The following is a 22,333-nucleotide window of genomic DNA, read 5'->3' as shown; positions in this document are numbered from 1 at the left end:
GGGAAAAGGGGGGTGGAGAGATTGCCCTCTCACTTGGCGGGGTGTAGGAAGGGGCCTGTTGGGGACCTCTGGCGCAAGGGGGTCATTCCCGGTACCCGGCCCAGGCTCACAAAGCCGAGGTCAGCAGCATGTATCCCATCCCGGCTCCCATCACGGCCCGGCAGACCGCGCGCGAAGCCTGCCCGGGCCCGCCCGCGGCGACCGCCGACCCGCGCACCACGATCACCCCCGCGCGGGCCGCGTCGAGCACGAAGTAGCCCGCCGCCGCCACCGCGACCAGCGGCAACGCCAGCCGTGCGTCCATGGCCGACATCGTCAGCCACGGACCGTGCGCCATGCCGCCATGGGGCATCGCCGTCACCATGTAGAGCATCGCCGCCGCCGACAGCGCGTGGTGGGCGCAGGCCCGGTTCCGCCACCAGGCCACCGCGAACCAGCCCGCCGTCAGCACCAGCACCGCCTGCCAGCCCGCCGCCGGGATGGGGCCGCCGACCGGCGACACCATCGCCACCATCGCGACCACCAGCAGCAGCTCGGCCAGATCACCGTGGCGGACGCCGGGGCCCAGCCGCCGGTAGTCGAGGCGGACGAGCCGCAGCACGCACGGCAGTGCCAGCGCTGCGAACACCGCGGTGAGCGCCCAGTCGACGACCATCGCCTCACTCTCCGTCGTGGAAGGTGTCTCCACCGTGACATCCACGACGGCCGGGCACCAGCCGTCAATGAGGTGACGCCTCAGTCACCCGTCAGGACGAGGCCGCTCGTCGGCACGCCCGTCCCCGCCGTGACCAGCACCCGCGCCGCGCCGGCGACCTGGTTGACCGCCGTGCCGCGAATCTGCCGGACGCCCTCCGCGATGCCGTTCATGCCGTGGATGTACGCCTCGCCGAGCTGGCCGCCGTGCGGGTTGAGCGGCAACGCGCCGTCGAGCTCCAGCGCGCCGTCGGCGATGAAGTCTTTCGCCTCCCCGCGGCCGCAGAACCCCAGTTCCTCCAGCTGCATCAGCACGTACGGCGTGAAGTGGTCGTACAGCACGGCGACGTCCACATCGGACGGTCCGAGCCCGGACTGGTCCCACAGCTGCCGCCCGACGACGCCCATCTCGGGCAGCGCGGCCAGGTCGTCGCGGTAGTAGCTGGTCATCACGTACTGGTCCGGCCCGCTCCCCTGCGCCGCCGCCGCGATCACCGCCGGCGCCCGGGCGAGCTCACGCGCCCGCTCGACACTGGTGACGACCAGCGCCACCCCGCCGTCGCTCTCCTGGCAGCAGTCGAGCAGGTGCAGCGGCTCGGCCACCCAGCGCGACGACTGGTGCTCCGCCAGGGTGATCGGCCGCTCGTGGAACCACGCGTTCGGGTTGGTCGCCGCGTGCTTGCGGTCGATGACGGCGACCCGGCCGAAGTCCTCGCTCGTCGCGCCGTAGTCGTGCAGGTAGCGCTGGGCGACCATGGCCACCGTCGCCGCCGGGGTCGCGATGCCCATCGGGTAGTGGAACGCGTTGTCGACGCCGGACGAGTTGACCTGCCCCGCCGCGGCCGAGGACACCTGGCCGAACCGCATGCCCGACCGTTCGTTGAACGCCCGGTAGGCGACGACGACGTCCGCGACGCCGGTCGCCACCGCCATCGCGGCCTGCTGCACGGTCGCCGCCGCCGCGCCGCCGCCGTAGTGGATGCGGCTGAAGAACTTCAGTTCGGGGATGCCCAGCTCGCGGGCCACCGCGATCTCGGCGTTGCCGTCCATCGTGAACGACACCAGTCCGTCCACATCGGACGATACCAGTCCGGCGTCCGCCAAGGCGTGGGAGATGCATTCCGCCGCCAGCCGGAGTTCGGTGCGCCCGGAGTCCTTCGAGAACTCCGTCGCGCCGATCCCGGCGATCGCGGCCTTGCCCGAGAGCGTCACGGCAGCGTCACCTCCACCGTCCCGGCGACGTGCTCGCCGAGCGAGTCCACTCCGGACACCGAGATCACGACGTCGTTGCCCGCACGGGAAACCACGCGGCCGGTGAACGTCAGCGTGTCGTAGGCGTAGCACGGCACGCCGAGCCGGATCTTGATCGACCGGATCAGCGCGTCCGGCCCGGCCCACGCCGACACGAACCGCTGCACCAGGCCGGTGTCGGTGAGGATGTTGAGGAAGATGTCCTTCGACCCGCGCGCCACGGCCGCATCGCGGTCGTGATGCACGTCCTGGAAGTCGCGGGTGGCCAGGGCGGTGCTGACGACGAACGTCGGCGTCGCCTCGATCGTCAGCGGCGGCAGCTCGGTCCCCTCCGTGACGGTCATCGCGCCACCTTCCAGGCCGGCAGCGTCAGGTCGTCGTCCACGTGGACGAACGCCGCCACCACCGGCAGTCCGATGTGGACCTCCTCGGGTGACGCGTCCAGCAGTTCGGCCATCACGCGGACCCCTTCTTCCAGCTCCACCAGCGCCACCACGAACGGGAGGTCCTTGCCCGGCACCGGCGGGTGGTGGTGCACGACATAGGAGAACACGGTGCCCCACCCGCCGGCGACGACGTAGTCCGGCTTCGCGTCCAGCGAACCGTCGGGCGGCATCGGCCCGGGCGGATGCCGCAGGGTCTCGCCCCAGCGCTGGATCCGCAGCTCGCCTTCGCGAAGGCCGTCCCAGAAGAACTCGGTGTCGCGGCTGATCACCGGCCGCAGCACCGGCGCCGGCGGCGACGGCGGCGGCGGCGGCGGGGCGGGCGGCCGGAACTTGAGCACGCGGAACATCATCTCCGCGACGGCGTCGTCCCCGACGTACCACCGCGCCCGCGTGGTGACGAACCAGCCCTCCCCCAGCGCGGTCTTCTTGGGGCCGACGACGTTTTCCAGCGCCGTCCGCACCTCGACCTGTTCGCCGGGACGCAGGTAGCGGTGGTAGGTCTGCTCCGAGTTCGTCGCGACGACGGACGTGAACCCGGCTTCGTCCAGCAGCTCCATCATCAGGCCGAGCGGGTCGTCGGTCCCGCGCGGGACGTTCAGGCCGCCCATCGTCCACACCTGAGCCATCGCGGGCGGCGCGACCAGTCCCTTGTGGACGCTCCGCGCGGCGAACTCCGGGTCGGTGTAGACGGGGTTGCCGTCCCCGATCGCCTCGACCCAGTTGTTCACCATGGCCTGGTTCACCGGGTCGCGCGCGAGCCGCGGCGCGCACTCGCCGCGGGCGGCGACCTTCTCGGCGGCTTCGATGATGTCCTGGTCGTTCATCGCGGCACCCTCGGCAGGCCCAGGCCGATCGAGGCGATCAGCTCCCGTTGGATTTCGCTGACCCCGCCGCCGAACGTCAGCACGATGTTGCGTTTCGCGGCGACGTCGAGCCATTCCGCCAGCTCGGCGGTGTCCGGATCGGCCAGGTCGCCGTGGCGCCCGACCAGCTCCTCCAGGTTCCGGCCGATCCGCTGGATGACCTCGGAGCTGAACACCTTGGTCGCCGACGCGTCGGCGACGGCCACCGGCGCGCTCGCCGAGGACACCGCGACCTGCCAGTTCAGCAGCTCGTTCACCCGCGTCACCGCCAGGGTCTCGGCCAGCACGGCCCGGACGTCGGCGAGGTCGAGCAGGCCGTGCGCGGCCGCCCAGGCGCGGACGCGGTCGTACAGCCCGCCGATCCGCCCGGCCGGGCCGAGCATGACGCGCTCGTGGTTGAGCTGCGTCGTGATCAGCCGCCAGCCTTCGTTCTCCTTGCCCACCAATCGGTTCACCGGCACCCGGACGTCCGAATAGTAGGTCGCGTTGACGTGGTGGGCACCGTCGCAGGTGATGATCGGCGTCCACGAGTAACCAGGATCGCTCGTGTCCATGATGAGGATCGAGATGCCCTTGTGCCGTGGTGCGTCCGGCGCGGTCCGGACGGCGAGCCAGATGTAGTCGGCGTCGTGGCCGCCGGTGGTGAAGATCTTCTGGCCGTTGACGACGTATTCGTCGCCGTCGCGCACCGCCGTCGTCCGCAACGCGGCGAGGTCGGTGCCGGCCTCCGGCTCGGTGTAGCCGATCGCGAAGTGGATCTCCCCGGCCAGGATCTTGGGCAGGAAGAAGGACTTCTGCTCGTCCGTGCCGTACTGCTGCAGCGTGGGCCCGACGGTCTGGAGCGTCACCGACGGCAGCTGGACGTCGGCGCGCACGGCCTCGTCGACGAACAGGTGCTGTTCGATCTCGCCGAAGCCCTGCCCGCCGTACTCGGCCGGCCAGCCGACGCCGAGCCGGCCGTCGCGGCCCATCCGCCGGACGATCTCGCGGAACACCGGCCCGTGCCGCTCGCGCAGCATCGCCTGGCGTTCCTCGGGGCTGACCAGGCCCGCGAAGTAGGCGCGCAGTTCGGCGCGCAGCGCTTTCTGCGCCGCGGTCAGTTCGACGTGCATCCGCGCACCCCCGCCACTCGTTCGCCGAGCCTGCCGAGCCGGTGCGCGGCGCCGCCGAGCGTCCGGCCGAGGTCCTTCACCGCCGACGAATACCGGTGCAGGGGATACGTTTCGTCGACACCGATCCCGCCGTGCAGGTGGTGGCAGGTCGCAAGGGCCTGGGGTGCCTCTTCGGCGAGCCAGTAGGCGGCGACGTCGAGTTCGGCGTCCGCGTCCAGGCCGGCCGCGAGCCGCCACACCGCGGACGTCACGGCCAGGTGCACGGTCCGCGAGGCGACGTAGACGTCGGCGATCTGCCCGGCCACCGCCTGGAACGTCGCGAGGGGCCGGCCGAACTGGACGCGTTCGCCGACGTGCTCGACCGTCAGGGCGAGGGCGCCGGCCAGGAGGCCGTCGCCGACCGCCAGCGCGCCGGCCAGCGCGAGGCGGTGCAGCGCTTCGACGGCGCCCCGGTCGAACAGGAGGTCCGTCTCCTCGACGGCGACGTCGGCCAGCCGCACGGTGTACTCGGGCGTGCCGGCCGAGGTGGGGGTCCGCACGAGCGTGACGCCGTCGGCGTGCGGGTCGACCAGGTAGACGGCGGTGCCGTGGGGCGTGGACACCGGCGTGAGGATCCTGGTGGCTTCGCTCGCGTACGGGACGGCGGTCTTCACGCCGGTGAGCAGCCACTTCCCGTTACCGGGGCGCGCGGTTGTCGCGGGCTCGGCGGCGAGCGGGGCGGACGGTTCGTGCAGGGCCGCGGTGAGCAGCGCCTCCCCCGCGGCGACCGGCGGCAGGAGGTCCGCGCGCTGCTGGGGCGTGCCGAGGGTTTCGACCGGCAGGACCCCCAGCGCCAGGGCGGCGTAGGCGGGCACCGGCGCGGCGGCGCGGCCGACCTCGGTGAGAACCTGCGCGATCTCCGCGATGCCCAGGCCGTCACCCTCCAGATCGGGCGGCAGCGCGAGGGCGAGCAGGCCCGAGGACGCGAGCGCGCGCCACGGAGCGTCGTCCACCACCCGCTTCGGGGCGTCCGTGGGGGCGGAGCCCCCCGGGCGGGGCCCGGGGGGCTCCGCCCCGAAATCACCGAGCACCTTCGCGGCGAGGGCGGCGATCTCCGTCTGCGTATCGTCAAGGGTGAAGTCCACGCCCGTCCCTCCGGGTTCGGCGCAATACTGAAACCTGTTCTAGTCTTAACCGGAAAGGGCCAGTACGGCAACCCCCGGCGGAGGACCTGGATGGCGGTGACCGAACGCGGCGGCGCGCGCCGCCGGCGGATCACCGTGCCGCCGACCGCGGGTGTGCCCGAGCCGGTCCCCCTCGACCTGCCCGGGCGCGGCCGGACGGTGGTCACCGACGTCGGCCCACGGGACGCGCCCGCGCTCGTCCTGCTGCATTCGGTGGCCTGCACGGGCTTGCTGACCTGGTACCCGGCGCTCGACCGGCTGGCCGGGGACCACCGCGTCGTCGTGTTCGACCAGCGGTGGCACGGCCGGGGCATCCGGTCGCCGGAGTTCCGGCTCGCCGACTGCGCCGGCGACGTCACCGCCGTGGCGGACGCGCTGGGCATCGGGCGGTTCGCGCTCGCCGGGTACTCGATGGGCGGGATGGTCGCCCAGCTCGTCGCCCACGCGGAACCAGAACGTGTTACCGGATTGGTGTTGTGTTCGACGGCGGGCAACTTCCGCCGCGGGCTGCGCCAGCGCGTCGCGCTCGACGTGTTCGGCCGGACGCTGCGGCAGCTGCGCGAGCGCGTGCAGCTGCCGGCCGTGGCCGCCGCCGTCCCACGTGAGCGCGTCGGCGACTACCGGTGGGGGCTGCGGGAGTTCCGGTCGACGACGCCGTGGGAGATCGCGGTCGCCGTCGACGAGATCGGCCGGTTCGACTCGACGCGCTGGCTCCCCGCCTTGCGGCTGCCCGCGGCGGTCGTCGTGACCACCCGCGACCGGTTCATCGCCCCCGACCACCAGCGGTCCCTGGCCCGCCGCATCCCCGGCGCGGCGACCTACGAGGTCGCGGCCGGGCACGCCGCCTGCGTGCTCGCCGCCGACCGCTGGGTGCCTGCCCTGCTCGCCGCGGTCCACTCCCTCTGAAGGAAGGAACTCACGATGGGACGCTTCAGCCTGCCCGACGAGAAGCCCGGCGGCCTGGATTCGCCGGTGACGGCGAAGGTCATGAAGTACGGGTCGAAAGCCCAGGTGGCGGTCTTCAAGCTGACCGGCGGCCGCGTCGGCGGCACCTGGCGGATCGGGGCCGGGTTCCGCAAGCCCGTGCCGACGCTGCTGCTGGAGCACCGCGGGCGCAAGTCCGGCCGGCTGTTCACGACGCCGCTGCTCTACCTGCGGTCCGGGGAGGACCTCGTCATCGTCGGCTCCCAGGGCGGGTTGCCGCGGCACCCGCAGTGGTACCGCAACCTGCTGGCGCCCCCCGGAACCCGGGTCCACCTCAAGGGCCGGCGCGACGTGCCCGTCACGGCCCGCGTGGCCTCGCCGGAAGAGCGCGCCGGCCTGTGGCCGCGGCTGGTGGAGCTGTACGCCGACTTCGCGAAGTACCAGGCCTGGACCGAGCGGGAGATTCCCGTGGTGGTGCTCAGCCCGCGGCCTTGACCAGGTCGGCGAGGGCCTCCGGCAGCGCGTCGGCGAGCGGCCAGAGGTCCTTGACCAGCTCCCGCGCGCCGAGCAGGCCGACGTGGACCTTCCCGGCGTTGGACAGCACCGTGACGTTCAGGCCGGCGCCGTGGAAGACCGGGCCGAGCGGGTAGAAGCCGGTGATCCGCGCGCCGAGCAGGTACAGCGGCATCGGCGGGCCGGGCACGTTGGAGACGACCAGGTTGTGCACCACCGGGTGCTTCTCGGCCAGGCGCAGCGCCGAGTACGCGCGCACGGCGAGGCCGAACGCCGTCGCGGCCGAGAACTGCGCCCAGTCCTGGAGCATGTCGGCGTCGATGTCGTAGTGGTGGTCCTTCGACAGCCGGTTGGCCTCGGCGAGGAAGAACACCCGCGCGGCCGGGTCGGCCAGGTGCGTCGGCAGCGAGGCGAAGAACGCGGAGACCTTGTTGCTGCCGTGGTCGCGCTCGGTCCGGTCGTGCACCGACACCGGGACGGTCGCCACCAGGGGGTCGTCCGGCAGGTCGCCGCGGGCAGCCAGGAACTCCCGCAGCGCCCCGGCGACGAGCGCGAGCACGACGTCGTTGACCGTGACCCCGAAGGCGTTCTTCACGTCCTTGACCTCGTCGAGGTCGAGCTGGGCGAACGCGACGCTGCGGTGCCCGGTGATCGTGCCGTTCAGCGACGTCCGCGGCGCGGTGAACGGGATCGGCATCCCCTTGCCGCGCAGGGCTTTCCCGAGCCACCGAGGGACGAGCTCCAGCAGGTCCGGCAGCAGCCGCGCCATTTCGGCCGGGCGTTTCGCGAGGCTTTCGACGCCGGTGCGGAGCAGGTTCAGCGGCGAGGGCAGCACCGGGTTGCGGTGGTCCTCGATCTCCGGCATCGGCGCGTCGGGCTCCAGCCCGGCCAGGTAGGTGATCAGGCTGGCCCCGCTCACTCCGTCGACGCTCGCGTGGTGCATCTTCAGCAGCACGGCGATCTGGCCGTCGGCCAGGCCCTCGATGACGTACAGCTGCCAGAGCGGGTATGCGCGATCGAGCTGCTGCCCCGCGATGTGGGCGCACAGGGCGGCCAGCTCGGTGCGGTCGCCGGGCGCCGGCACGCCGATGCGGTGCACGTGGTGGTCGAGGTCGAACTCCTCGTCCTCGACCCAGACGGGATGCCCGATGTTCCAGAGTGGATTGTGCAGTTTGCGGCGGAACGCCGGAATCCTGCGGACGCGTTCTTCGAGCTGTGCTTCGAGCTTCGCGAAGGTGTAGCCGCCGGGGACGGTCGAGCCGTCGAGGGTGAGCAGCCCGCAGACGTGCAGGACCTGGGACGACGTCTCGAGGTAGAGGAAGCTGGCGTCGAGGCCGCTCAGTCTCTGCATGACGATCAGCGTAAGCCACTTCCGGTGAGCGGCGCGTCACCCTACTCGCCGGTATCATCGCGGTGGTGCAGCCGAATTTCCTGATCCGTCGCGCGGTCCAGCTCGGCCTCACCGCGAACGCGCTCCGCCCGTTGCGAGCCCGGTCCACGACCATCCCGGCGTTCTTCGCCGGGTGGCTGACCGCGGAGCTCGCACCCCAGTTCCTGGCGTTGACGGCCGCCGACACCGCTGTGCAGGTGGCCCGCCACGGCGTCCGCGACCGCTCGACGCAGGCCGGGCTGGCGATGGCCGCCGCGTCCGCCGCCGGGCTCGCCGCGCTGATCCGGACGGGTCACGGCGCCCGCGAGGAGATCGAGGCGGCGCTGACCAACGCTCTGGGCGAGGACTACGCGGCCGAGCTGGGCCGCTCCGACCTGGGCCTCCCGTGGGGCGAGCTGGCGCTGCCGTTCCGGATGGGTGCGCCGGACGTGCGCGTCGACCGCAACATCGCGTACGCCCCGGGCGGCAAGCGGTTCCTGCTGGACGTGTACCGGCCCTCGTCGCCGGTCACCGGCGCCCCGGTGCTCCTGCAGGTCCACGGCGGAGCGTGGGTGATCGGCAACAAGGAGGAGCAGGGCCGGCCGCTGATGCGCTACCTGGCGCGTCGAGGCTGGGTGTGCGTCGCGATCAACTACCCGCTGTCGCCGGCCCACCGCTGGCCGGCGCACATCGTGGCGGCCAAGCAAGCGCTTGCGTGGATCCGTTCTTCGATTTCCGCTTACGGGGGCGACCCGGATTTCGTGGCGGTGACGGGCGGTTCGGCGGGCGGCCACCTGTCGGCGCTGCTGGCGTTGTCGCAGAACGACCCGGCGTTGCAGCCGGACTTCGAGGACGTCGACACGAGCATCCAGGCGTGCGTACCGCACTACGGGGTGTACGACTTCGCGGCGACGTCGGGATCCCGGGCGAGTCAGTACCGGTTGGAGAGCCTGATCGCGCGGCGGGTGTTCGCGGCGGATCGCGACCCGGTGCGCCATCTCGACGACTACATCGCCGCTTCCCCGCTGGACCGGATTTCTTCGGAGGCACCGCCGTTCTTCGTGATCCACGGGCGAGACGACTCACTGGTACCGGTGCGCGAGGCGCGCGAGTTCGTGCGGCGACTGCGCGAAAAGTCCCGGCAGCCGGTGGCTTATGCGGAGCTGGCCGGGGCGCAGCATGCGTTCGACGTGTTCACTTCGGTGCGGTCGGCGCACGTGGTCCGCGGGGTGGCGCGGTTCTTGGACTACACGTACAACGCCTGGAAGGCCGAGAACCGGTAGTGGCCATGCAGTGAATGACTCATTCACTGTATGCGGCCGGGGCACTCGACCCCACTCGTGTCGGCGGCTGGGGGCTCGACCGAACCGGCTGCCAGGGGGCCAAGCTCGCCGCAGCGGCCGGACCCCGGGCTGCCGGGCCCGCCGCCGCAACAGACCAAGCCCGCCGCAGCCGCGACAGGCCAAGCCCTCGGCGGAGTGGGGCCGCCGGGCTGCTGGGCTGCCGGGCTGCCGGGCTGCCGGGGCCAGTGCGCGAAATCCACCGGACCTGCGCAGCAGCAACACGCCAAGCCCACCGCGGCGGCCGGGCTGCTGGGCTGCTGGGGCCAGTGCGAGAAGGCCACCGGACCCGCCGCAGCCGCAACGCCAAGCCCACCGCGGCCGCCAAGCCGCCAAGCCGGAGCCAGTACGCGAAATCCACCGGACCTGCCGCAGACCATGCCCGTCGCGGCGGGGCGGGTGCCGGGCTGCAAAGTCTCCGGGTCAGTAGACGAGGTCCACCGGGCTTGCCGAGGGTGGGCCGTCCAAGCGCCACTCCGTGCCCATGCGGATGAACCGGTACCAGCGCGCGTCGCGGCCGTAGCGCAGCTGCAGGTCTCCCTGCGTCAGACGGTTGCGCCAGACCTTGGGCGTTCCCGGCAGCCCCGCCTCGGCCACGACCGCTTGCGCTTCGGCCAAGGGGCCGGGGCCCGGCTGCCACGTCTCGCGCACGACCGCCAAGCCGTCGCGGCCGGCTTCGCGCCAGGCCTCGGCCCAGTGGACCAAATCGCGCACGGGCACCCCGGCCGCGGTGGCCAAGGCCATGAACTCCGAGCCGGACCGGCCCGATGCGCGGCGGGCGAGGTCCTCCTCGAACGTCAGCTCCGCCGCCGTCGCGCCGGCCGTCAGCAGGTCGCGCGCCAGGGATGCGGCGTCCGCCGCCAGGCCGGAGAGCGTTGCCGCCGTCCAGCCTGTGCTCGGGGGCGGGTCGAGGTCCAGGGTCGCCGGTGGTCCGGCCACCCGCGGTGGCGGCGGCAGGGCCGGGATCGCGCCCGGCCGCCGGGCGTAGGCCGCGCGGGGTGTCAGGCCTTCGTCCACGCGCTTCGGCAGCTTCGGCTTCTCGCCACGCGCCGGGGCCCGGCGGGACCGCAGCTCGGCCAGGACGTCCGCCCGCGGGCGTCCGCGCAGCAGGAACAGCGTGAAGGGGTCGCGGTCCACCTCGTCGGCGACCAGGTAGTACACCGCGGCGACGTGCTTGCACGGGTTCGCCGAGTCCGGGCACGAGCACCGCGGCCGCAGGTCGCCCGGACCCGGCAGGAGGTCGACGCCCGCCTCGCGGGCCTGCTCCGTAAGTGCGCCCGGCAGCTCGCCGTCGAGCAGCGCCGCCGCGTGCCCGAGCTGCGTGCCGACCACGCCGAGCAGCGTGTCCCACTCGCCGTCGGTGAAGGTGCGCATCGTGATCGTCACCTTGTACGGCTGCGGCCGGCTCCCCCGCACCCGCGCGCTCACCGCCCCGGCGCCGACGTGCAGCTCGCTGACCGTGCCCTGGCGCGCGTACGTCCGCCCGCGGGGCAGCCGGTTCGGGTCGAGCTTCGCGCGCTGCTCCAGCGCGTCGACCCAGGCGCGGCCCCACCACGTCCGGCCGAAGCTCCGCCTCGGCGGCATCACCCGCTCCCGAGCCGGACCAGGTCCGCGAGCTCGTCGTCGGACAGTTCGGTGATCCAGTCCTCCCCCGCGCCGACGATCGACTCGGCCAGCCCCCGCTTCTTTTCGAGCACCTGCGCGATCCGCTCCTCCAGGGTGCCCTCGGCGATCAGCCGGTGGACCTGCACCGGCCGGTCCTGGCCGATGCGGTACGCGCGGTCGGTGGCCTGGTCCTCGACCGCCGGGTTCCACCAGCGGTCGTAGTGGATCACGTGGGTGGCCCGGGTCAGGTTGAGCCCGACGCCGCCCGCCTTGAGCGAAAGCAGGAACACGGGGATCTCGCCGGCCTGGAACCGGTCGACCATGTCCTGGCGCTTCGCGGGCGAGCTTTCGCCCGAGAGCAGTTCGGTGGGCAGGCCCCGGTCCTTGAGGCGGCGCTCGAGCAGCCGGCAGAGCTGGACGTACTGGCTGAAGACCAGCACGCTCTCACCCTCGTCGAGGATGACGTCCACCAGCTCTTCGAACGCGGCGAGCTTGCCGGAGCGGCCGGTGAGCGCGCTGTGGGGTTCCTTGAGGAACTGGGCCGGGTGGTTGCAGATCTGCTTGAGCTCGGTGAGCAGCCGCAGGACCTGCCCGCGCCGTTTGACGCCCTCCGTCTCGCGGATTTCGGCGAGGTTCTCGCGCACGACGGCTTCATAGAGCGTGGTCTGCTCGGCGGTGAGCGGCACGAACCGGTCGGTTTCGGTCTTGGGCGGCAGTTCCGGGGCGATGTCCGGGTCGGACTTGCGCCGCCGCAGCAGGAACGGCCGGACGGTGGCGGCCAGCCGTTCGGTGACGGCCTTGTCGCGATCACGCTCGATCGGACGCGCCACGGTGCGCCGGAAGCGGTCGAGCGGGCCGAGCAGCCCGGGCGTGGTCCAGTCCACAATGGACCACAGCTCGGTCAGCCGGTTTTCGACCGGGGTGCCGGTGAGGGCGACCTTGGCGCGGGCCGGGATCTTCCGGAGTTCCTTGGCCGTGGCGGACAGGGGGTTCTTGACGTGCTGCGCCTCGTCCGCGGCAACGATTCCCCAGTCCACTTCGGACAGTGTCTCGCGGTCACGGCGGAGGACGCCGTAGGTGGCCAGGACGACCTCGTCGGTGGCGAGGTCGTCGAGGTGACGGCCGCCGCCGTGGAACCGGCGGACCGGGATGTCCGGGGCGAAGCGGGCGAACTCGCGTTCCCAGTTGCCGAGGAGGGAGGTCGGGCAGAGGACCAGCGTGGGGCCTCCGGTCGAGTCAGGCCGGGACGCCGCAAGCTCCGCCCGACGAGGCCCGCCACCGGCCCCGAGTGCCGCCTCCGCCGGGAGCGTGCCGAACTGATCCGCGAGCGGCTCACTCCCGGACCGGCGCACCCCCGCCGAGCGGGCCAGCGCTCGGCGGTGCAGGTGGAGGGCGATCAGCTGGATCGTCTTGCCCAGCCCCATGTCGTCCGCCAGGCATGCGCCCAGCCCGAGCCCGGTCATCGTCGCCAGCCAAGCCAGCCCCGCCTGCTGATACGGCCGCAGCGTCGCCCGCAACCCGGGCGGTGGGAGCACCGAAGCGCCCTCCCGATCGCGGATTCGCTCGGCCAGCCCGCCCAGCGCCGGGGGCGCCGCGAACTCGACGCGTTCGCCGTCCAGTTCCAGCTCGCCCGTCAGCGCCGCCGCCAGGGCCTCGCCCGCGTCGAGCTTGCGGGTGCGGCTCCGGACCCGCGCGAGCAGCTGGGGATCCACCCGCACCCACTGCCCGCGCAGCCGGACCAACGGGCGCTTCGCCTCCGCGAGGGCCGCGACCTCCGCCTCGGTCAGCTGCTCGCCGCCCAGGCTGAGCTGCCAGCGGAACTCCAGGAGGCTCTTCAGCGCGAACTCCGCCTCCGTGACGCTCGCCGGCGCCTGGGTCGCGCTCGCCTTCGCCTTCACCTCGCCGGCGAACAGCCCCTTCGACCACAGCACCTCGATGCCGGCGCCGCCGAGGTCGCGGCTGCCGTCGGTCAGCAGGTCGACGATCTCGTCGTCGGTCAGCGGCAGCTCCGCGGGCGTCGCCTGCTCCAGCACCCGGCCGAGCGGCGGCCACGCCCGCGCGCCCCGGCGCAGGCCGAGCAGCAGCTGCGTCTCCACCTGGTCGCCCAGGCGGCTGAGCACCGCGTCCGGCGCCTCCCACAGCGTCGCCGCCTCGACCACCAGGCTCGCCTCCGCCATGCTGCGCACGGCCAGCACCCCGGCGAAACTGTCGTCGTCCCGGCCCTCGACCCGCAGCAGCACCTGGACCCCGCGGGGCTCACGGGCCTCCAGCTCGGCCAGCCAGGCCGCGCCGTCCGGGCCGAGCAACGCCGGTTCGCGGGCGGCGAACGCCGGGTCGCCGGCCCCGACCGGCGCCGCCGGGCTGCGCGCCAGCAGGTCGGCCGTCGCGTCCCAGAGCGCGCGGACCAGGGAGTCCGGCGAGTGCAGGCGGATGCGTTTCAGCCCGGTGAGCGGCAGCGCGTACGCCTCCGGCGGCAGCGCCCCGGCCAAGCCTTGGAGCAGTTCCTCGTCGGCCGCGTCCAACGGCCCGATCCGCCAGGCCGCCGCCCCGCCCGGCGAGACGGCCGGCCGCAGCCGCCCCCGCGCGACGAGGTTCACCCCCGCGTTCACGGCCGCCGCCCACGCCGCGACGGCCGGGCTCGCCTCCTCCCCCACCGCGAGCAGGCGGGGCAGGGCGCGTTCGAGCGGGACGAGCTCCGCCTCGACCTTCGTACGTGCGAACTTCGCGCCCCGGGGCAGCACGAGCTCGATCGTGGTCCCGCCGGCCACATCGTCGCCCCACAAGGCCAGCACGCCGTCCCGCGGGGGATCCGCGGGAAGGTAGGTGGCCCGGGTGTCTGCGCTGAACTCCACGACGGCAACGCTAGAACACGCCCCCGACAGTTTCGGCCCCGGCGGCACGAACGGTCCTTTCGCACCGTCTCGTCAGGCAACCGACTTTCAGCCGCGCGGCAGGCCCAGCAGCCGTTCCGCCGTCAGGGACCGCAGCACCTGAGTCGTGCCGCCCGCGATGGACAGGCAGCGCGTCAGCAGGAATTCCTGCTGCGCCGGACCGTCCGCGACCAGCGCACCCGCGCCCGCCAGCTCCAGCGCGAACTCCGCGACGTCCTGCCGGTGCCGCACCCCGAGCAGCTTCCGCACGCTCGACTCCGCGCCCGGATCCTGCCCCTCCAGCCGGCGCAGGGCCGCCCGCAGGTCCAGCACCGACCCCGCGACCCCGTCGGCCACCAGCGAGCCGAGCCGGTCCAACGCCACGTCGTCCAGCGCAGCGGCGTCCACAGTGGACACCAAGGACTGCACGCTCTCCCCCACCGCGGACCCGCTCCCGAGGGCCACCCGCTCGTTGGCCAGGGTCGTGCGCGCCAGCCGCCAGCCGCCTCCCGGCGTGCCGACGACGTCGGCGTCCGGGACGAACACGTCGTCCAGGAACACCTCGTTGAACACGGCCTCGCCGGTGATCTCCCGCAGCGGCCGCGTCGTGATGCCCTCGGCGCGCATGTCCACCAGGAAGTACGTGATCCCCTTGTGCTTGGGCACGTCCGGGTCGGTGCGCGCCAGGCAGATCCCCCAGTCGGCTTCGCGCGCCAGCGACGTCCACACCTTCTGCCCGGTCAGCCGCCAGCCGCCGTCGACGCGCCGCGCGGCCGTCCGCAGCGCCGCCAGGTCGGACCCGGCGCCCGGCTCGCTGAACAGCTGGCACCACGTGATTTCCCCGCGCAGCGTCGGCCGCGCGAACCGGGCGCGCTGCTCGTCGCTGCCGTGTTCCAGGATCGTCGGCACCGCCCACGCCCCGATCACCAGGTCCGGACGGCGGACGCCGGCCGCCGCCAAAGCACCGTCGATCCGCAGCTGCTCCGCGGCGTCGGCACCGCGCCCGAACGGCTTCGGCCAGTGCGGCGTCAGCAAACCCGCGTCGGCCAATGCGACTCGCTGCGAGGACACGGGCAACGCGGCGATCCGCGACACCTCGTCCCGCAAGGCGGGATCCTCACCGATGTCTACGCTCAAGGTCCGTTCGGTCCCGGCGAGAGCCAGCGAAGCCGCCTGACGCCGCCACGGCCCCGAGCCGCCGAGCCACTGCCGCAACGCCACGGCCCGCCGCAGGTAGAGGTGCGCGTCGTGCTCCCACGTGAACCCGATGCCGCCGAGCACCTGGACGCAGTCCTTCGCGTTGGCGACGGCGGCGTCGAGGGCGACGACGGCCGCGCTCGCCACCGACAACGGGTGCCGCCCGGAAGCCGCGTCCCACGCCAGCGCTTCGGCCGCCTCGGCGCGGCACAGCATTTCGGCGCACAGGTGCTTGATCGCCTGGAACCCGCCGATGGGCTGGCCGAACTGCTCGCGCACCTTGGCGTAGTCGACGGCGATGGCCAGGCAGCGACGCGCGACGCCCGCCGCCTCGGCCGCGGCCAAGGTCGCCGCCGGCGGCCCGACCGGCGGCAGGGTCAGGACCTCGGCCCCGGCGCCGGAGTACCGGACGCGCGCCAGCGGGCGCGAGAAGTCGAACGGCGTCAGCGGCTCCACGGCCAGCCCGGGCGTTCCCGGCGCGAGCAGCACGTGGCCGCCGTCGACCGGCACCAGCAGCCAGGTCTCGGAGTCGACCCCGGGCACCGGCCCGGAGACGCCGTCGACGAGCGGGTCCAGCAGCACCGCGACCGTGGCCTCCCCCTCCGCGACGGCCGCGAGCAGTTCCTTCGCCGAAGGAACCTCCGCGAGCAGCAAGCCCGCCAAAGCGGTGCCGAGCACCGGACCGGGAACGAGTTCTTCGGCCGCCGCGGCCAGCCCGGCGGCCAGGTCGGCGACGCTGCCGTCCGCGCCGCCGGCCGCGGCGGGCAGGGCCACGCCGAACAGGCCCAGGTCGGCGAAGCCCGCGGGAACCCCGGCGTTCCCCGCTGTTTCCGCCGCTCGCACCGCCTCTCGCGGGTGGTGCGCGGCGGACCAGGCGTGGATCGCCTCCGCCAGCGCGATCTGTTCCTCGGTGAGCGCGACCGGCATGGGCCCTCCTCGCGGGTACGGAACACTACTCACGAGTGTAGAACGTGTTACAGTTTTTCGGCCAGCGGGTCGATTGGTGAACGTTCCGCCAGGACAGGTACTCTACGTCGTGAACTGGAACAAGTTCCGAAGGACGGGGGAATGCCGATGCCCGGCAAAGCCAAAGCGCCGGCGAAGGCACGCGGGAACGGCCTGAGCGCCATCGGCGCCGACGAACTCGGCTCGGCCGCCCAGCGCGACCGCCGCCGCCGGATCATCGACGCCACCCTCGCGCTGGCGTCCAAAGGCGGCTACGACGCCGTGCAGATGCGGGCCGTGGCCGAGAAGGCCGACGTCGCGCTCGGCACCCTGTACCGGTACTTCCCGTCCAAGATCCACCTGCTCGTCTCGGGTCTCGCGCGCGAGTTCGAGCGCGCGCAGGAGAAGCTCGAACGCCAGGCGATCCCCGGCGACACGCCGGCCGAGCGGCTGATGTTCGTGCTCGGCCGCAACACCCGCATGATGCAGCGCGACCCGCACCTGACCGAGGCGATGGTCCGCGCGTTCATGTTCGCCGACACCTCCGCCGCCGCCGAGGTCGAGCAGGTCGGGCGGCTGATGGAGAACATGTTCGCCCAGGCGATGGGCATCTCGGAGCCGACCGAGGCCGACCGCGACATCTTCCACGTCGTCGCGGACGTCTGGATGGCGAACCTGGTGGCGTGGGTGACCCGCCGCGCGTCGGCGGCCGACGTCGCCAACCGCCTCGAGCTGTCGGTGCACCTGCTGCTGGACAAGTGATCCCGGCGGCGGCGGTCACCGAGGCGCACAGCCCGCTGCCCCGCGCGCCCGAACCGCTGACCGACGAGCAGGTGCGCGAGCCGTCGCCGCTGCCCGGCTCGACCGGGACGGCATCATCGAAGCGACCGCGGGCCGGACCGCCGAGGAACACCGGCGGGACCTGCTGCGGCTCGGCATCGGGCTCGGGTGGCACCGGAGTCACCGGATCGGTGCCCGAACTCTCCGCCCGGCCGTCCGGGCGGGCCGCCGCCACCGGCGCCCTCCCGGACCTGGGGCCGTGGCCCGTCAGCGGTGCTCGGCGACCACCGCGGCCAGCTCGTCCAGCGCCTTGAGCGTCTCGGCCTCGGGCAGCGTCTCCAGCAGGAACGTGTAGCGCTCGACCCCCGCCTCGCGGAAGCCGTCGATCACCTTGGCCTTCGTGTCGCCGCCGAACACGGCGAACTCCACGTCCGCGCGTCCCTGGTCGGCGAGCCAGCCGCGGACGCGCCTGGCCTCGTCGAAGTGCGTGTGCCCGCGCAGCAGCCAGCCGTCGCCGTAGCGGGCGAGCCGGTTCAGCGCCGCTTCGCTCTCGCCGCCGATGTAGATCGGCGGGTGCGGCTTGCGCACCGGCTTCGGCCAGGCGTAGATCGGGTCGAAGCCGACGTGCCGGCCGTGGAACTCGGCTTCGTCCTTCGTCCAGATCTCCTTGAGCGCGGCCAGTTGCTCGTCGATGAGCGCGCCGCGGGTCTTCGGGTCGGTGCCGTGGTTGCGCATCTCCTCGCGGTTCCAGCCGACCCCGACGCCGAACAGCACGCGCCCGTCGGAGATCAGGTCGAGGGACGCGACCTCCTTGGCCGTGTGGATCAGGTCGCGCTGGATCAACAGCGCGATGCCGGTGCCGAGCAGCAGCTCCGACGTCGCGGTCGCCGCCGCGGTGAGCGCCACGAACGGGTCGAGCGTGCGCTTGTACTTCTCCGGCAGGTCGCCCCCGCCCGGGTACGCGCTTTCCCGGCTGACCGGGATGTGCGAGTGCTCGGCCAGGAACAGCGAGTCGAAGCCGCGCTCTTCCAGCGCCGCGCCCAGCACGTCCGGCCGGATGCCCTCGTCGGTCACGAACGTCGAGATCCCGAATTTCATATCCCACCACTACCACCAGGACGGCGGGGCGTGCATGATGGAGTGATCTCATCATCCGTTGAATAAGGGGGCAGTGATGGACGTACAGGACGTCGACTTCGAGCAGCTCTACCAGGGTGGCACGCCGATGGGCCGGAAGATGCCGTGGGACATCGGGGCGCCCCAGCCCGCCGTCGTCGCCTTGGCCGACGCCGGCGAGTTCACCGGCGAGGTGCTCGACATCGGCTGCGGCCTCGGCGACAACTCGGCGTTCCTCACCTCCCGGGGCCTGCACGTCACCGGGCTGGACGGCGCGCCCTCGGCGATCGAGCAGGCCCGCGCCCGCACGCCCGACGTCACCTTCGCGGTCGCCGACGCGACGAAGCTCGAAGGCTACGAAGGACGCTTCGACACAGTCCTCGACAGCGCGCTCTACCACTGCCTGAGCGAGGACGAGCGGCGCGCGTACCTCGCTGCCCTGACCCGCGCGACGCGCCCGGGCGCGACACTGCACTTGTTCTGCTTCTCCCCCGAGGTGCCGGACGCGTTCCCGGCGCCGTACCTGATCAGCGAGGCGAACCTGCGGGAGACGGTCGGGAAGGACTGGACCATCGAGCGCCTCGAGCCGGCCGTCTACACGACGTCGATGACGGCGGAAGAGCTGCGGCAGAGCGTCCGGGTGGTGCTCGGGGAGGAGCCTGCCGGCCTGACCGGGATGGACACCGACGACGACGGCCATGTCCTCGTCCCGGTCTGGCAGCTGAAGGCGGTCCGTCAATCCAGTTGACCCGTGGACACCCGGCCAAGTACCCGTGCCCCACGTGTCCGAACCGCTCGACGAAGGCTGGCGTCCCGTCGACCTCACGGTCGACAACTTCGAGCCCAGGGGCGCCGACCTTCTGGCGCCGGCGCTAGACGTTGCGCCGGTACTGGCCGCCGACCTCGAAGAACGCCTCCGTGATCTGACCCAGCGAGCAGACCCGCGCGGCATCCATCAGCACCCCGAACAGGTTGCCGCCACGGGTGGCCGCCTCGCGCAGCGCCTTCAGGGCCTGCTGGGCCTCCTCGTGGTGGCGGTGCTGGAAGTCCGCCAGGCGGTCCAGCTGGGACTTCTTCTCGTCCTCCGTCGCGCGGGCCAGCTCGACCTCGACGTCGGATTCGCCCTCACGCGGGTTGCGGAACGTGTTGACGCCGATGATCGGCAGTGAGCCATCGTGCTTCTTGCGCTCGTACAGGATCGACTCGTCCTGGATCTTGCCGCGCTGGTAGCCCGTCTCCATCGCGCCGAGCACGCCGCCGCGCTCGGAGATCCGGTCGAACTCGGCCAGCACGGCCTCCTCGACCAGGTCGGTCAGCTCGTCGATGACGAACGAACCCTGCAGCGGGTTCTCGTTCTTCGACAGGCCCCACTCCTTGTTGATGATCATCTGGATGGCCATCGCGCGGCGCACCGACGACTCCGACGGCGTCGTGATCGCCTCGTCGAACGCGTTGGTGTGCAAGGAGTTCGCGTTGTCGTACAGCGCGCAGAGTGCCTGCAGCGTCGTGCGGATGTCGTTGAAGCTCATCTCCTGCGCGTGCAGCGACCGCCCGGACGTCTGCACGTGGTACTTGAGCTTCTGCGACCGCTCGTTCGCGCCGTAACGCTCGCGCATCGCCACGGCCCAGATCCGCCGCGCGACCCGGCCGAGCACCGAGTACTCCGCGTCCATGCCGTTGGAGAAGAAGAACGACAGGTTCGGCGCGAAGTCGTCGATGTCCATGCCGCGCGCCAGGTACGACTCGACGTAGGTGAAGCCGTTGGACAGCGTGAAGGCCAGCTGCGAGATGGGGTTCGCCCCGGCCTCGGCGATGTGGTAGCCGGAGATGGACACCGAGTAGAAGTTCCGGACGCCGTGCTCGATGAACCATTCCTGGATGTCGGCCATCATCCGGAGGCTGAACTCGGTGGAGAAGATGCAGGTGTTCTGGCCCTGGTCCTCCTTGAGGATGTCGGCCTGCACCGTGCCGCGCACGTTCTTCAACGCCCACTCACGCAGCTCGGCGGCCTCGGCCCCGGACGGCTCACGGCCGTGCTCCGCCTTGAACTCCTCGATCTTCTGGTCGATCGCGGTGTTGAGGAAGAAGGCCAGGATCGTCGGGGCCGGGCCGTTGATCGTCATCGACACCGACGTGTTCGGCGCGGTCAGGTCGAAGCCGTCGTAGAGGACCTTCATGTCCTCGAGCGACGCGATGGACACGCCCGACGTGCCGACCTTGCCGTAGATGTCCGGGCGCGTGTCGGGGTCGTGGCCGTAGAGGGTCACCGAGTCGAACGCCGTCGAGAGCCGCTTGGCCTCGGAGTCGGCCGAGAGCAGCTTGAAGCGGCGGTTGGTGCGGAACGCGTCACCCTCGCCGGCGAACATCCGCGCCGGGTCCTCGCCCTCGCGCTTGAACGGGAAAACACCCGCGGTGTACGGAAAGTAGCCCGGCAGGTTCTCGCGGCGCAGGAACGACAGCAGCTCACCGGACTCTGCGTAGCGCGGCAGGGCGACGCGCGGGATCCGGTTGCCGGACAGCGTGTCGCGCCACAGCTGCGTGCGCAGCTCCTTGTCGCGGATCTTGACGACCAGCTCGTCCTGGCGGTACTCCGCCGACAGCGCCTGGAAGCGCTCTAGGAGCTTTGTCGACTCGCCGTCCACATCGGACTCGGCCACGGCCAGCAGGCCGTCCAGCGCGTCCGTGGAAGCGTCCACCCCGGACAGCTCGGCACGCGCCAGTGCCAGCGCGTCGCGCCTGCGGATCGCGGCGACCTGCTGCGCGGTCTTCGCGTGGTACCCGCGCACGGTCTCGGAGATCTCGGCCAGGTAGCGGGACCGGTTGCCCGGGATGATCGTCGACGCGTCGGTCGACACCTTGCCCTCGACCCGCGGCAGCGTCCCGGCGGACACGCCGAGGCCCCGCTCGGCGAGCAGGCCGCGCAGGTGCTGGTACAGCGCGGTGACGCCGTCGTCGTTGAACTTCGCCGCGCTCGTGCCGTACACCGGCATGTCCTCAGGGCCTTCCGAGAAGGCCTCGCGGTTGCGCACCAGCTGGCGCGCGACGTCCCGGCGGGCGTCCTCGGCGCCGCGGCGCTCGAACTTGTTGATCGCGACGACGTCGGCGAAGTCGAGCATGTCGATCTTCTCCAGCTGCGACGCGGCGCCGAACTCCGGCGTCATCACGTACAGCGACTCGTCCACGAAGTCGACGATCCCGGCGTCGCCCTGGCCGATGCCCGGCGTCTCGACGATCACCAGGTCGTACCCGGCGGCCTTGCACGCCAGGATCGCCTCGCTCAGCCCGGCCGGGATCTCGCCGGACGTCGTGCGCGTCGCGAGCGAGCGGAAGTACACCGGTGAGCCGTCGAGGCAGTTCATCCGGATGCGGTCACCGAGCAGCGCGCCGCCGCCCTTGCGCCGCGACGGGTCGACCGCGAGCACCGCGATCCGCAGCTTGTCTTCCTGGTCGAGACGGAAGCGGCGGATCAGCTCGTCGGTGAGCGACGACTTTCCCGAGCCGCCGGTGCCGGTGATGCCCAGCACCGGCACCTCGCGCTTGCCCGCGGCCTCGGTGATGCCGCTCAGCAGCTCGCCGGGCAGCTGCTCCGCCTGCAGCTGCGTGATAACGCGCGAGAGCGCGGCGACGTCGCCGGAGAGCACCTTGTCCAGCGCCGGCGCCTCGGCCGCGAGGTCGACGTCGCAGGCCTTGATCATCAGGTTGATCATGCCCGGGAGGCCCATCTCGTACCCGTCCTCGGGCGAGAAGATGCGGGCGACGCCGCGCGAGTGCAGCAGCTCGATCTCCTCGCGCACGATCACCCCGCCCCCGCCGCCGAACACCTTGATGTGGCCCGCGCCGCGCTCGCGCAGCAGCTCGACCAGGTAGGAGAAGTACTCGACGTGCCCGCCCTGGTAAGCCGAGATGGCGACACCCTGGACGTCCTCGGCGATGGCCGCGGTGGCGACCTCGTCGACCGACCGGTTGTGGCCGAGGTGCACGACCTCCGCGCCCTGCGACTGCAGGATCCGCCGCATGATGTTGATCGACGCGTCGTGGCCGTCGAAGAGACTCGACGCCGTGACGAACCGGACGGGGTGCGCGGGGCGGTACAGCTCACTGCTCATCCCTCCAAAATACTTTGGCTTCCTACTATTGGAAACCCGA

General features: G+C 72.3%; 17 protein-coding genes. 5 read left to right on the top strand and 12 right to left on the bottom strand.

Annotation, left to right across the window (positions count from 1 at the left end; translation table 11 throughout):
• Positions 1-106 precede the first annotated feature (106 nt).
• The 6 genes from ACZ4TR_RS24970 to ACZ4TR_RS24945 all read right to left on the bottom strand — a co-directional run bounded on the left by ACZ4TR_RS24970 (position 107) and on the right by ACZ4TR_RS24945 (position 5,489).
• On the bottom strand, positions 107-655 hold the full coding sequence (locus ACZ4TR_RS24970) for a DUF5134 domain-containing protein (protein ID WP_465289752.1): 549 nt from the start codon (positions 653-655) through the stop codon (positions 107-109).
• 80 nt (positions 656-735) lie between these two features.
• Positions 736-1,905, bottom strand: coding sequence for a lipid-transfer protein (locus ACZ4TR_RS24965; RefSeq protein WP_465289249.1), 1,170 nt, complete (start codon positions 1,903-1,905; stop codon positions 736-738).
• The gene (locus ACZ4TR_RS24960; protein ID WP_465289248.1) at positions 1,902-2,288 is read right to left on the bottom strand and encodes a MaoC family dehydratase; all 387 of its coding nucleotides are present in this window, start codon (positions 2,286-2,288) and stop codon (positions 1,902-1,904) included. The genes ACZ4TR_RS24965 and ACZ4TR_RS24960 overlap by 4 nt, the downstream gene beginning before the upstream one ends.
• Positions 2,285-3,214 carry a bifunctional MaoC family dehydratase N-terminal/OB-fold nucleic acid binding domain-containing protein gene (locus ACZ4TR_RS24955; RefSeq protein WP_465289247.1) on the bottom strand — a complete coding sequence of 310 codons (930 nt, stop codon included), beginning with the start codon at positions 3,212-3,214 and terminating at the stop codon, positions 2,285-2,287. The genes ACZ4TR_RS24960 and ACZ4TR_RS24955 overlap by 4 nt, the downstream gene beginning before the upstream one ends.
• Entirely contained in the window at positions 3,211-4,365 is a 1,155-nt protein-coding gene (locus tag ACZ4TR_RS24950; RefSeq protein WP_465289246.1) for an acyl-CoA dehydrogenase family protein, read from the bottom strand. Before ACZ4TR_RS24950 ends, ACZ4TR_RS24955 begins: the two co-directional genes overlap by 4 nt.
• On the bottom strand, positions 4,350-5,489 hold the full coding sequence (locus ACZ4TR_RS24945; protein WP_465289245.1) for an acyl-CoA dehydrogenase family protein: 1,140 nt from the start codon (positions 5,487-5,489) through the stop codon (positions 4,350-4,352). The genes ACZ4TR_RS24950 and ACZ4TR_RS24945 overlap by 16 nt, the downstream gene beginning before the upstream one ends.
• A gap of 90 nt (positions 5,490-5,579) precedes the next feature.
• On the opposite strand from ACZ4TR_RS24945, the gene ACZ4TR_RS24940 reads away from it, so the two are divergent.
• On the top strand, positions 5,580-6,434 hold the full coding sequence (locus ACZ4TR_RS24940) for an alpha/beta fold hydrolase (RefSeq protein WP_465289244.1): 855 nt from the start codon (positions 5,580-5,582) through the stop codon (positions 6,432-6,434).
• A 15-nt stretch (positions 6,435-6,449) separates the two neighbouring features.
• Positions 6,450-6,947 carry a nitroreductase family deazaflavin-dependent oxidoreductase gene (locus ACZ4TR_RS24935; protein ID WP_465289243.1) on the top strand — a complete coding sequence of 166 codons (498 nt, stop codon included), beginning with the start codon at positions 6,450-6,452 and terminating at the stop codon, positions 6,945-6,947.
• Here the strand turns inward: ACZ4TR_RS24935 and ACZ4TR_RS24930 are convergent.
• A complete protein-coding gene (locus ACZ4TR_RS24930) occupies positions 6,931-8,316 on the bottom strand; it encodes a WS/DGAT/MGAT family O-acyltransferase (protein WP_465289242.1) in 1,386 nt (461 codons plus the stop codon). The two genes, ACZ4TR_RS24935 and ACZ4TR_RS24930, sit on opposite strands and share 17 nt — an antisense overlap.
• Before the next feature lie 65 nt (positions 8,317-8,381).
• Between ACZ4TR_RS24930 and ACZ4TR_RS24925 the strand changes: the two genes are divergently transcribed.
• Positions 8,382-9,617, top strand: a complete 1,236-nt coding sequence (locus ACZ4TR_RS24925; RefSeq protein ID WP_465289241.1) for an alpha/beta hydrolase — start codon at positions 8,382-8,384, stop codon at positions 9,615-9,617.
• A gap of 480 nt (positions 9,618-10,097) precedes the next feature.
• Here the strand turns inward: ACZ4TR_RS24925 and ACZ4TR_RS24920 are convergent, their stop codons facing one another.
• From ACZ4TR_RS24920 to ACZ4TR_RS24910, 3 genes are all read right to left on the bottom strand, one after another.
• Entirely contained in the window at positions 10,098-11,258 is a 1,161-nt protein-coding gene (locus tag ACZ4TR_RS24920; RefSeq protein ID WP_465289240.1) for an SWIM zinc finger family protein, read from the bottom strand.
• Complete coding sequence (locus ACZ4TR_RS24915; RefSeq protein ID WP_465289239.1) at positions 11,258-14,131, bottom strand: DEAD/DEAH box helicase; 2,874 nt, start codon at positions 14,129-14,131, stop codon at positions 11,258-11,260. Before ACZ4TR_RS24915 ends, ACZ4TR_RS24920 begins: the two co-directional genes overlap by 1 nt.
• A gap of 87 nt (positions 14,132-14,218) precedes the next feature.
• Complete coding sequence (locus ACZ4TR_RS24910; RefSeq protein ID WP_465289238.1) at positions 14,219-16,273, bottom strand: acyl-CoA dehydrogenase family protein; 2,055 nt, start codon at positions 16,271-16,273, stop codon at positions 14,219-14,221.
• A gap of 141 nt (positions 16,274-16,414) precedes the next feature.
• On the opposite strand from ACZ4TR_RS24910, the gene kstR reads away from it, so the two are divergent.
• Entirely contained in the window at positions 16,415-17,053 is a 639-nt protein-coding gene (gene kstR, locus ACZ4TR_RS24905; RefSeq protein WP_465289237.1) for a cholesterol catabolism transcriptional regulator KstR, read from the top strand.
• A gap of 285 nt (positions 17,054-17,338) precedes the next feature.
• Here kstR and ACZ4TR_RS24900 read toward each other — a convergent pair whose 3' ends face one another.
• Positions 17,339-18,169, bottom strand: a complete 831-nt coding sequence (locus ACZ4TR_RS24900) for an LLM class F420-dependent oxidoreductase (protein ID WP_465289236.1) — start codon at positions 18,167-18,169, stop codon at positions 17,339-17,341.
• Positions 18,170-18,245: 76 nt separating this feature from the next.
• Between ACZ4TR_RS24900 and ACZ4TR_RS24895 the strand changes: the two genes are divergently transcribed.
• The gene (locus tag ACZ4TR_RS24895; protein WP_465289235.1) at positions 18,246-18,935 is read left to right on the top strand and encodes a class I SAM-dependent methyltransferase; all 690 of its coding nucleotides are present in this window, start codon (positions 18,246-18,248) and stop codon (positions 18,933-18,935) included.
• Between the two features lie 124 nt (positions 18,936-19,059).
• Here the strand turns inward: ACZ4TR_RS24895 and icmF are convergent, their stop codons facing one another.
• Entirely contained in the window at positions 19,060-22,293 is a 3,234-nt protein-coding gene (gene icmF, locus ACZ4TR_RS24890) for a fused isobutyryl-CoA mutase/GTPase IcmF (protein ID WP_465289234.1), read from the bottom strand.
• Positions 22,294-22,333: the final 40 nt, after the last annotated feature.

The sequence above is a fragment of the Amycolatopsis sp. NPDC028719 genome, assembly GCF_055565395.1.
This window is presented reverse-complemented; position numbering and strand designations above follow the sequence as displayed.

Excerpts from the sequence above, each read along its gene's own strand:
- ACZ4TR_RS24970 (WP_465289752.1), bottom strand. The coding sequence starts at position 655 with ATGGTCGTCGACTGGGCGCTCACCGCGGTGTTCGCAGCGCTGGCACTG.
- ACZ4TR_RS24960 (WP_465289248.1), bottom strand. The coding sequence starts at position 2,288 with ATGACCGTCACGGAGGGGACCGAGCTGCCGCCGCTGACGATCGAGGCG.
- ACZ4TR_RS24955 (WP_465289247.1), bottom strand. The coding sequence starts at position 3,214 with ATGAACGACCAGGACATCATCGAAGCCGCCGAGAAGGTCGCCGCCCGC.
- ACZ4TR_RS24950 (WP_465289246.1), bottom strand. The coding sequence starts at position 4,365 with ATGCACGTCGAACTGACCGCGGCGCAGAAAGCGCTGCGCGCCGAACTG.
- ACZ4TR_RS24940 (WP_465289244.1), top strand. The coding sequence starts at position 5,580 with ATGGCGGTGACCGAACGCGGCGGCGCGCGCCGCCGGCGGATCACCGTG.
- ACZ4TR_RS24935 (WP_465289243.1), top strand. The coding sequence starts at position 6,450 with ATGGGACGCTTCAGCCTGCCCGACGAGAAGCCCGGCGGCCTGGATTCG.
- ACZ4TR_RS24930 (WP_465289242.1), bottom strand. The coding sequence starts at position 8,316 with ATGCAGAGACTGAGCGGCCTCGACGCCAGCTTCCTCTACCTCGAGACG.
- ACZ4TR_RS24920 (WP_465289240.1), bottom strand. The coding sequence starts at position 11,258 with ATGCCGCCGAGGCGGAGCTTCGGCCGGACGTGGTGGGGCCGCGCCTGG.
- ACZ4TR_RS24910 (WP_465289238.1), bottom strand. The coding sequence starts at position 16,273 with ATGCCGGTCGCGCTCACCGAGGAACAGATCGCGCTGGCGGAGGCGATC.
- kstR (WP_465289237.1), top strand. The coding sequence starts at position 16,415 with ATGCCGATGCCCGGCAAAGCCAAAGCGCCGGCGAAGGCACGCGGGAAC.
- ACZ4TR_RS24900 (WP_465289236.1), bottom strand. The coding sequence starts at position 18,169 with ATGAAATTCGGGATCTCGACGTTCGTGACCGACGAGGGCATCCGGCCG.
- ACZ4TR_RS24895 (WP_465289235.1), top strand. The coding sequence starts at position 18,246 with ATGGACGTACAGGACGTCGACTTCGAGCAGCTCTACCAGGGTGGCACG.
- icmF (WP_465289234.1), bottom strand. The coding sequence starts at position 22,293 with ATGAGCAGTGAGCTGTACCGCCCCGCGCACCCCGTCCGGTTCGTCACG.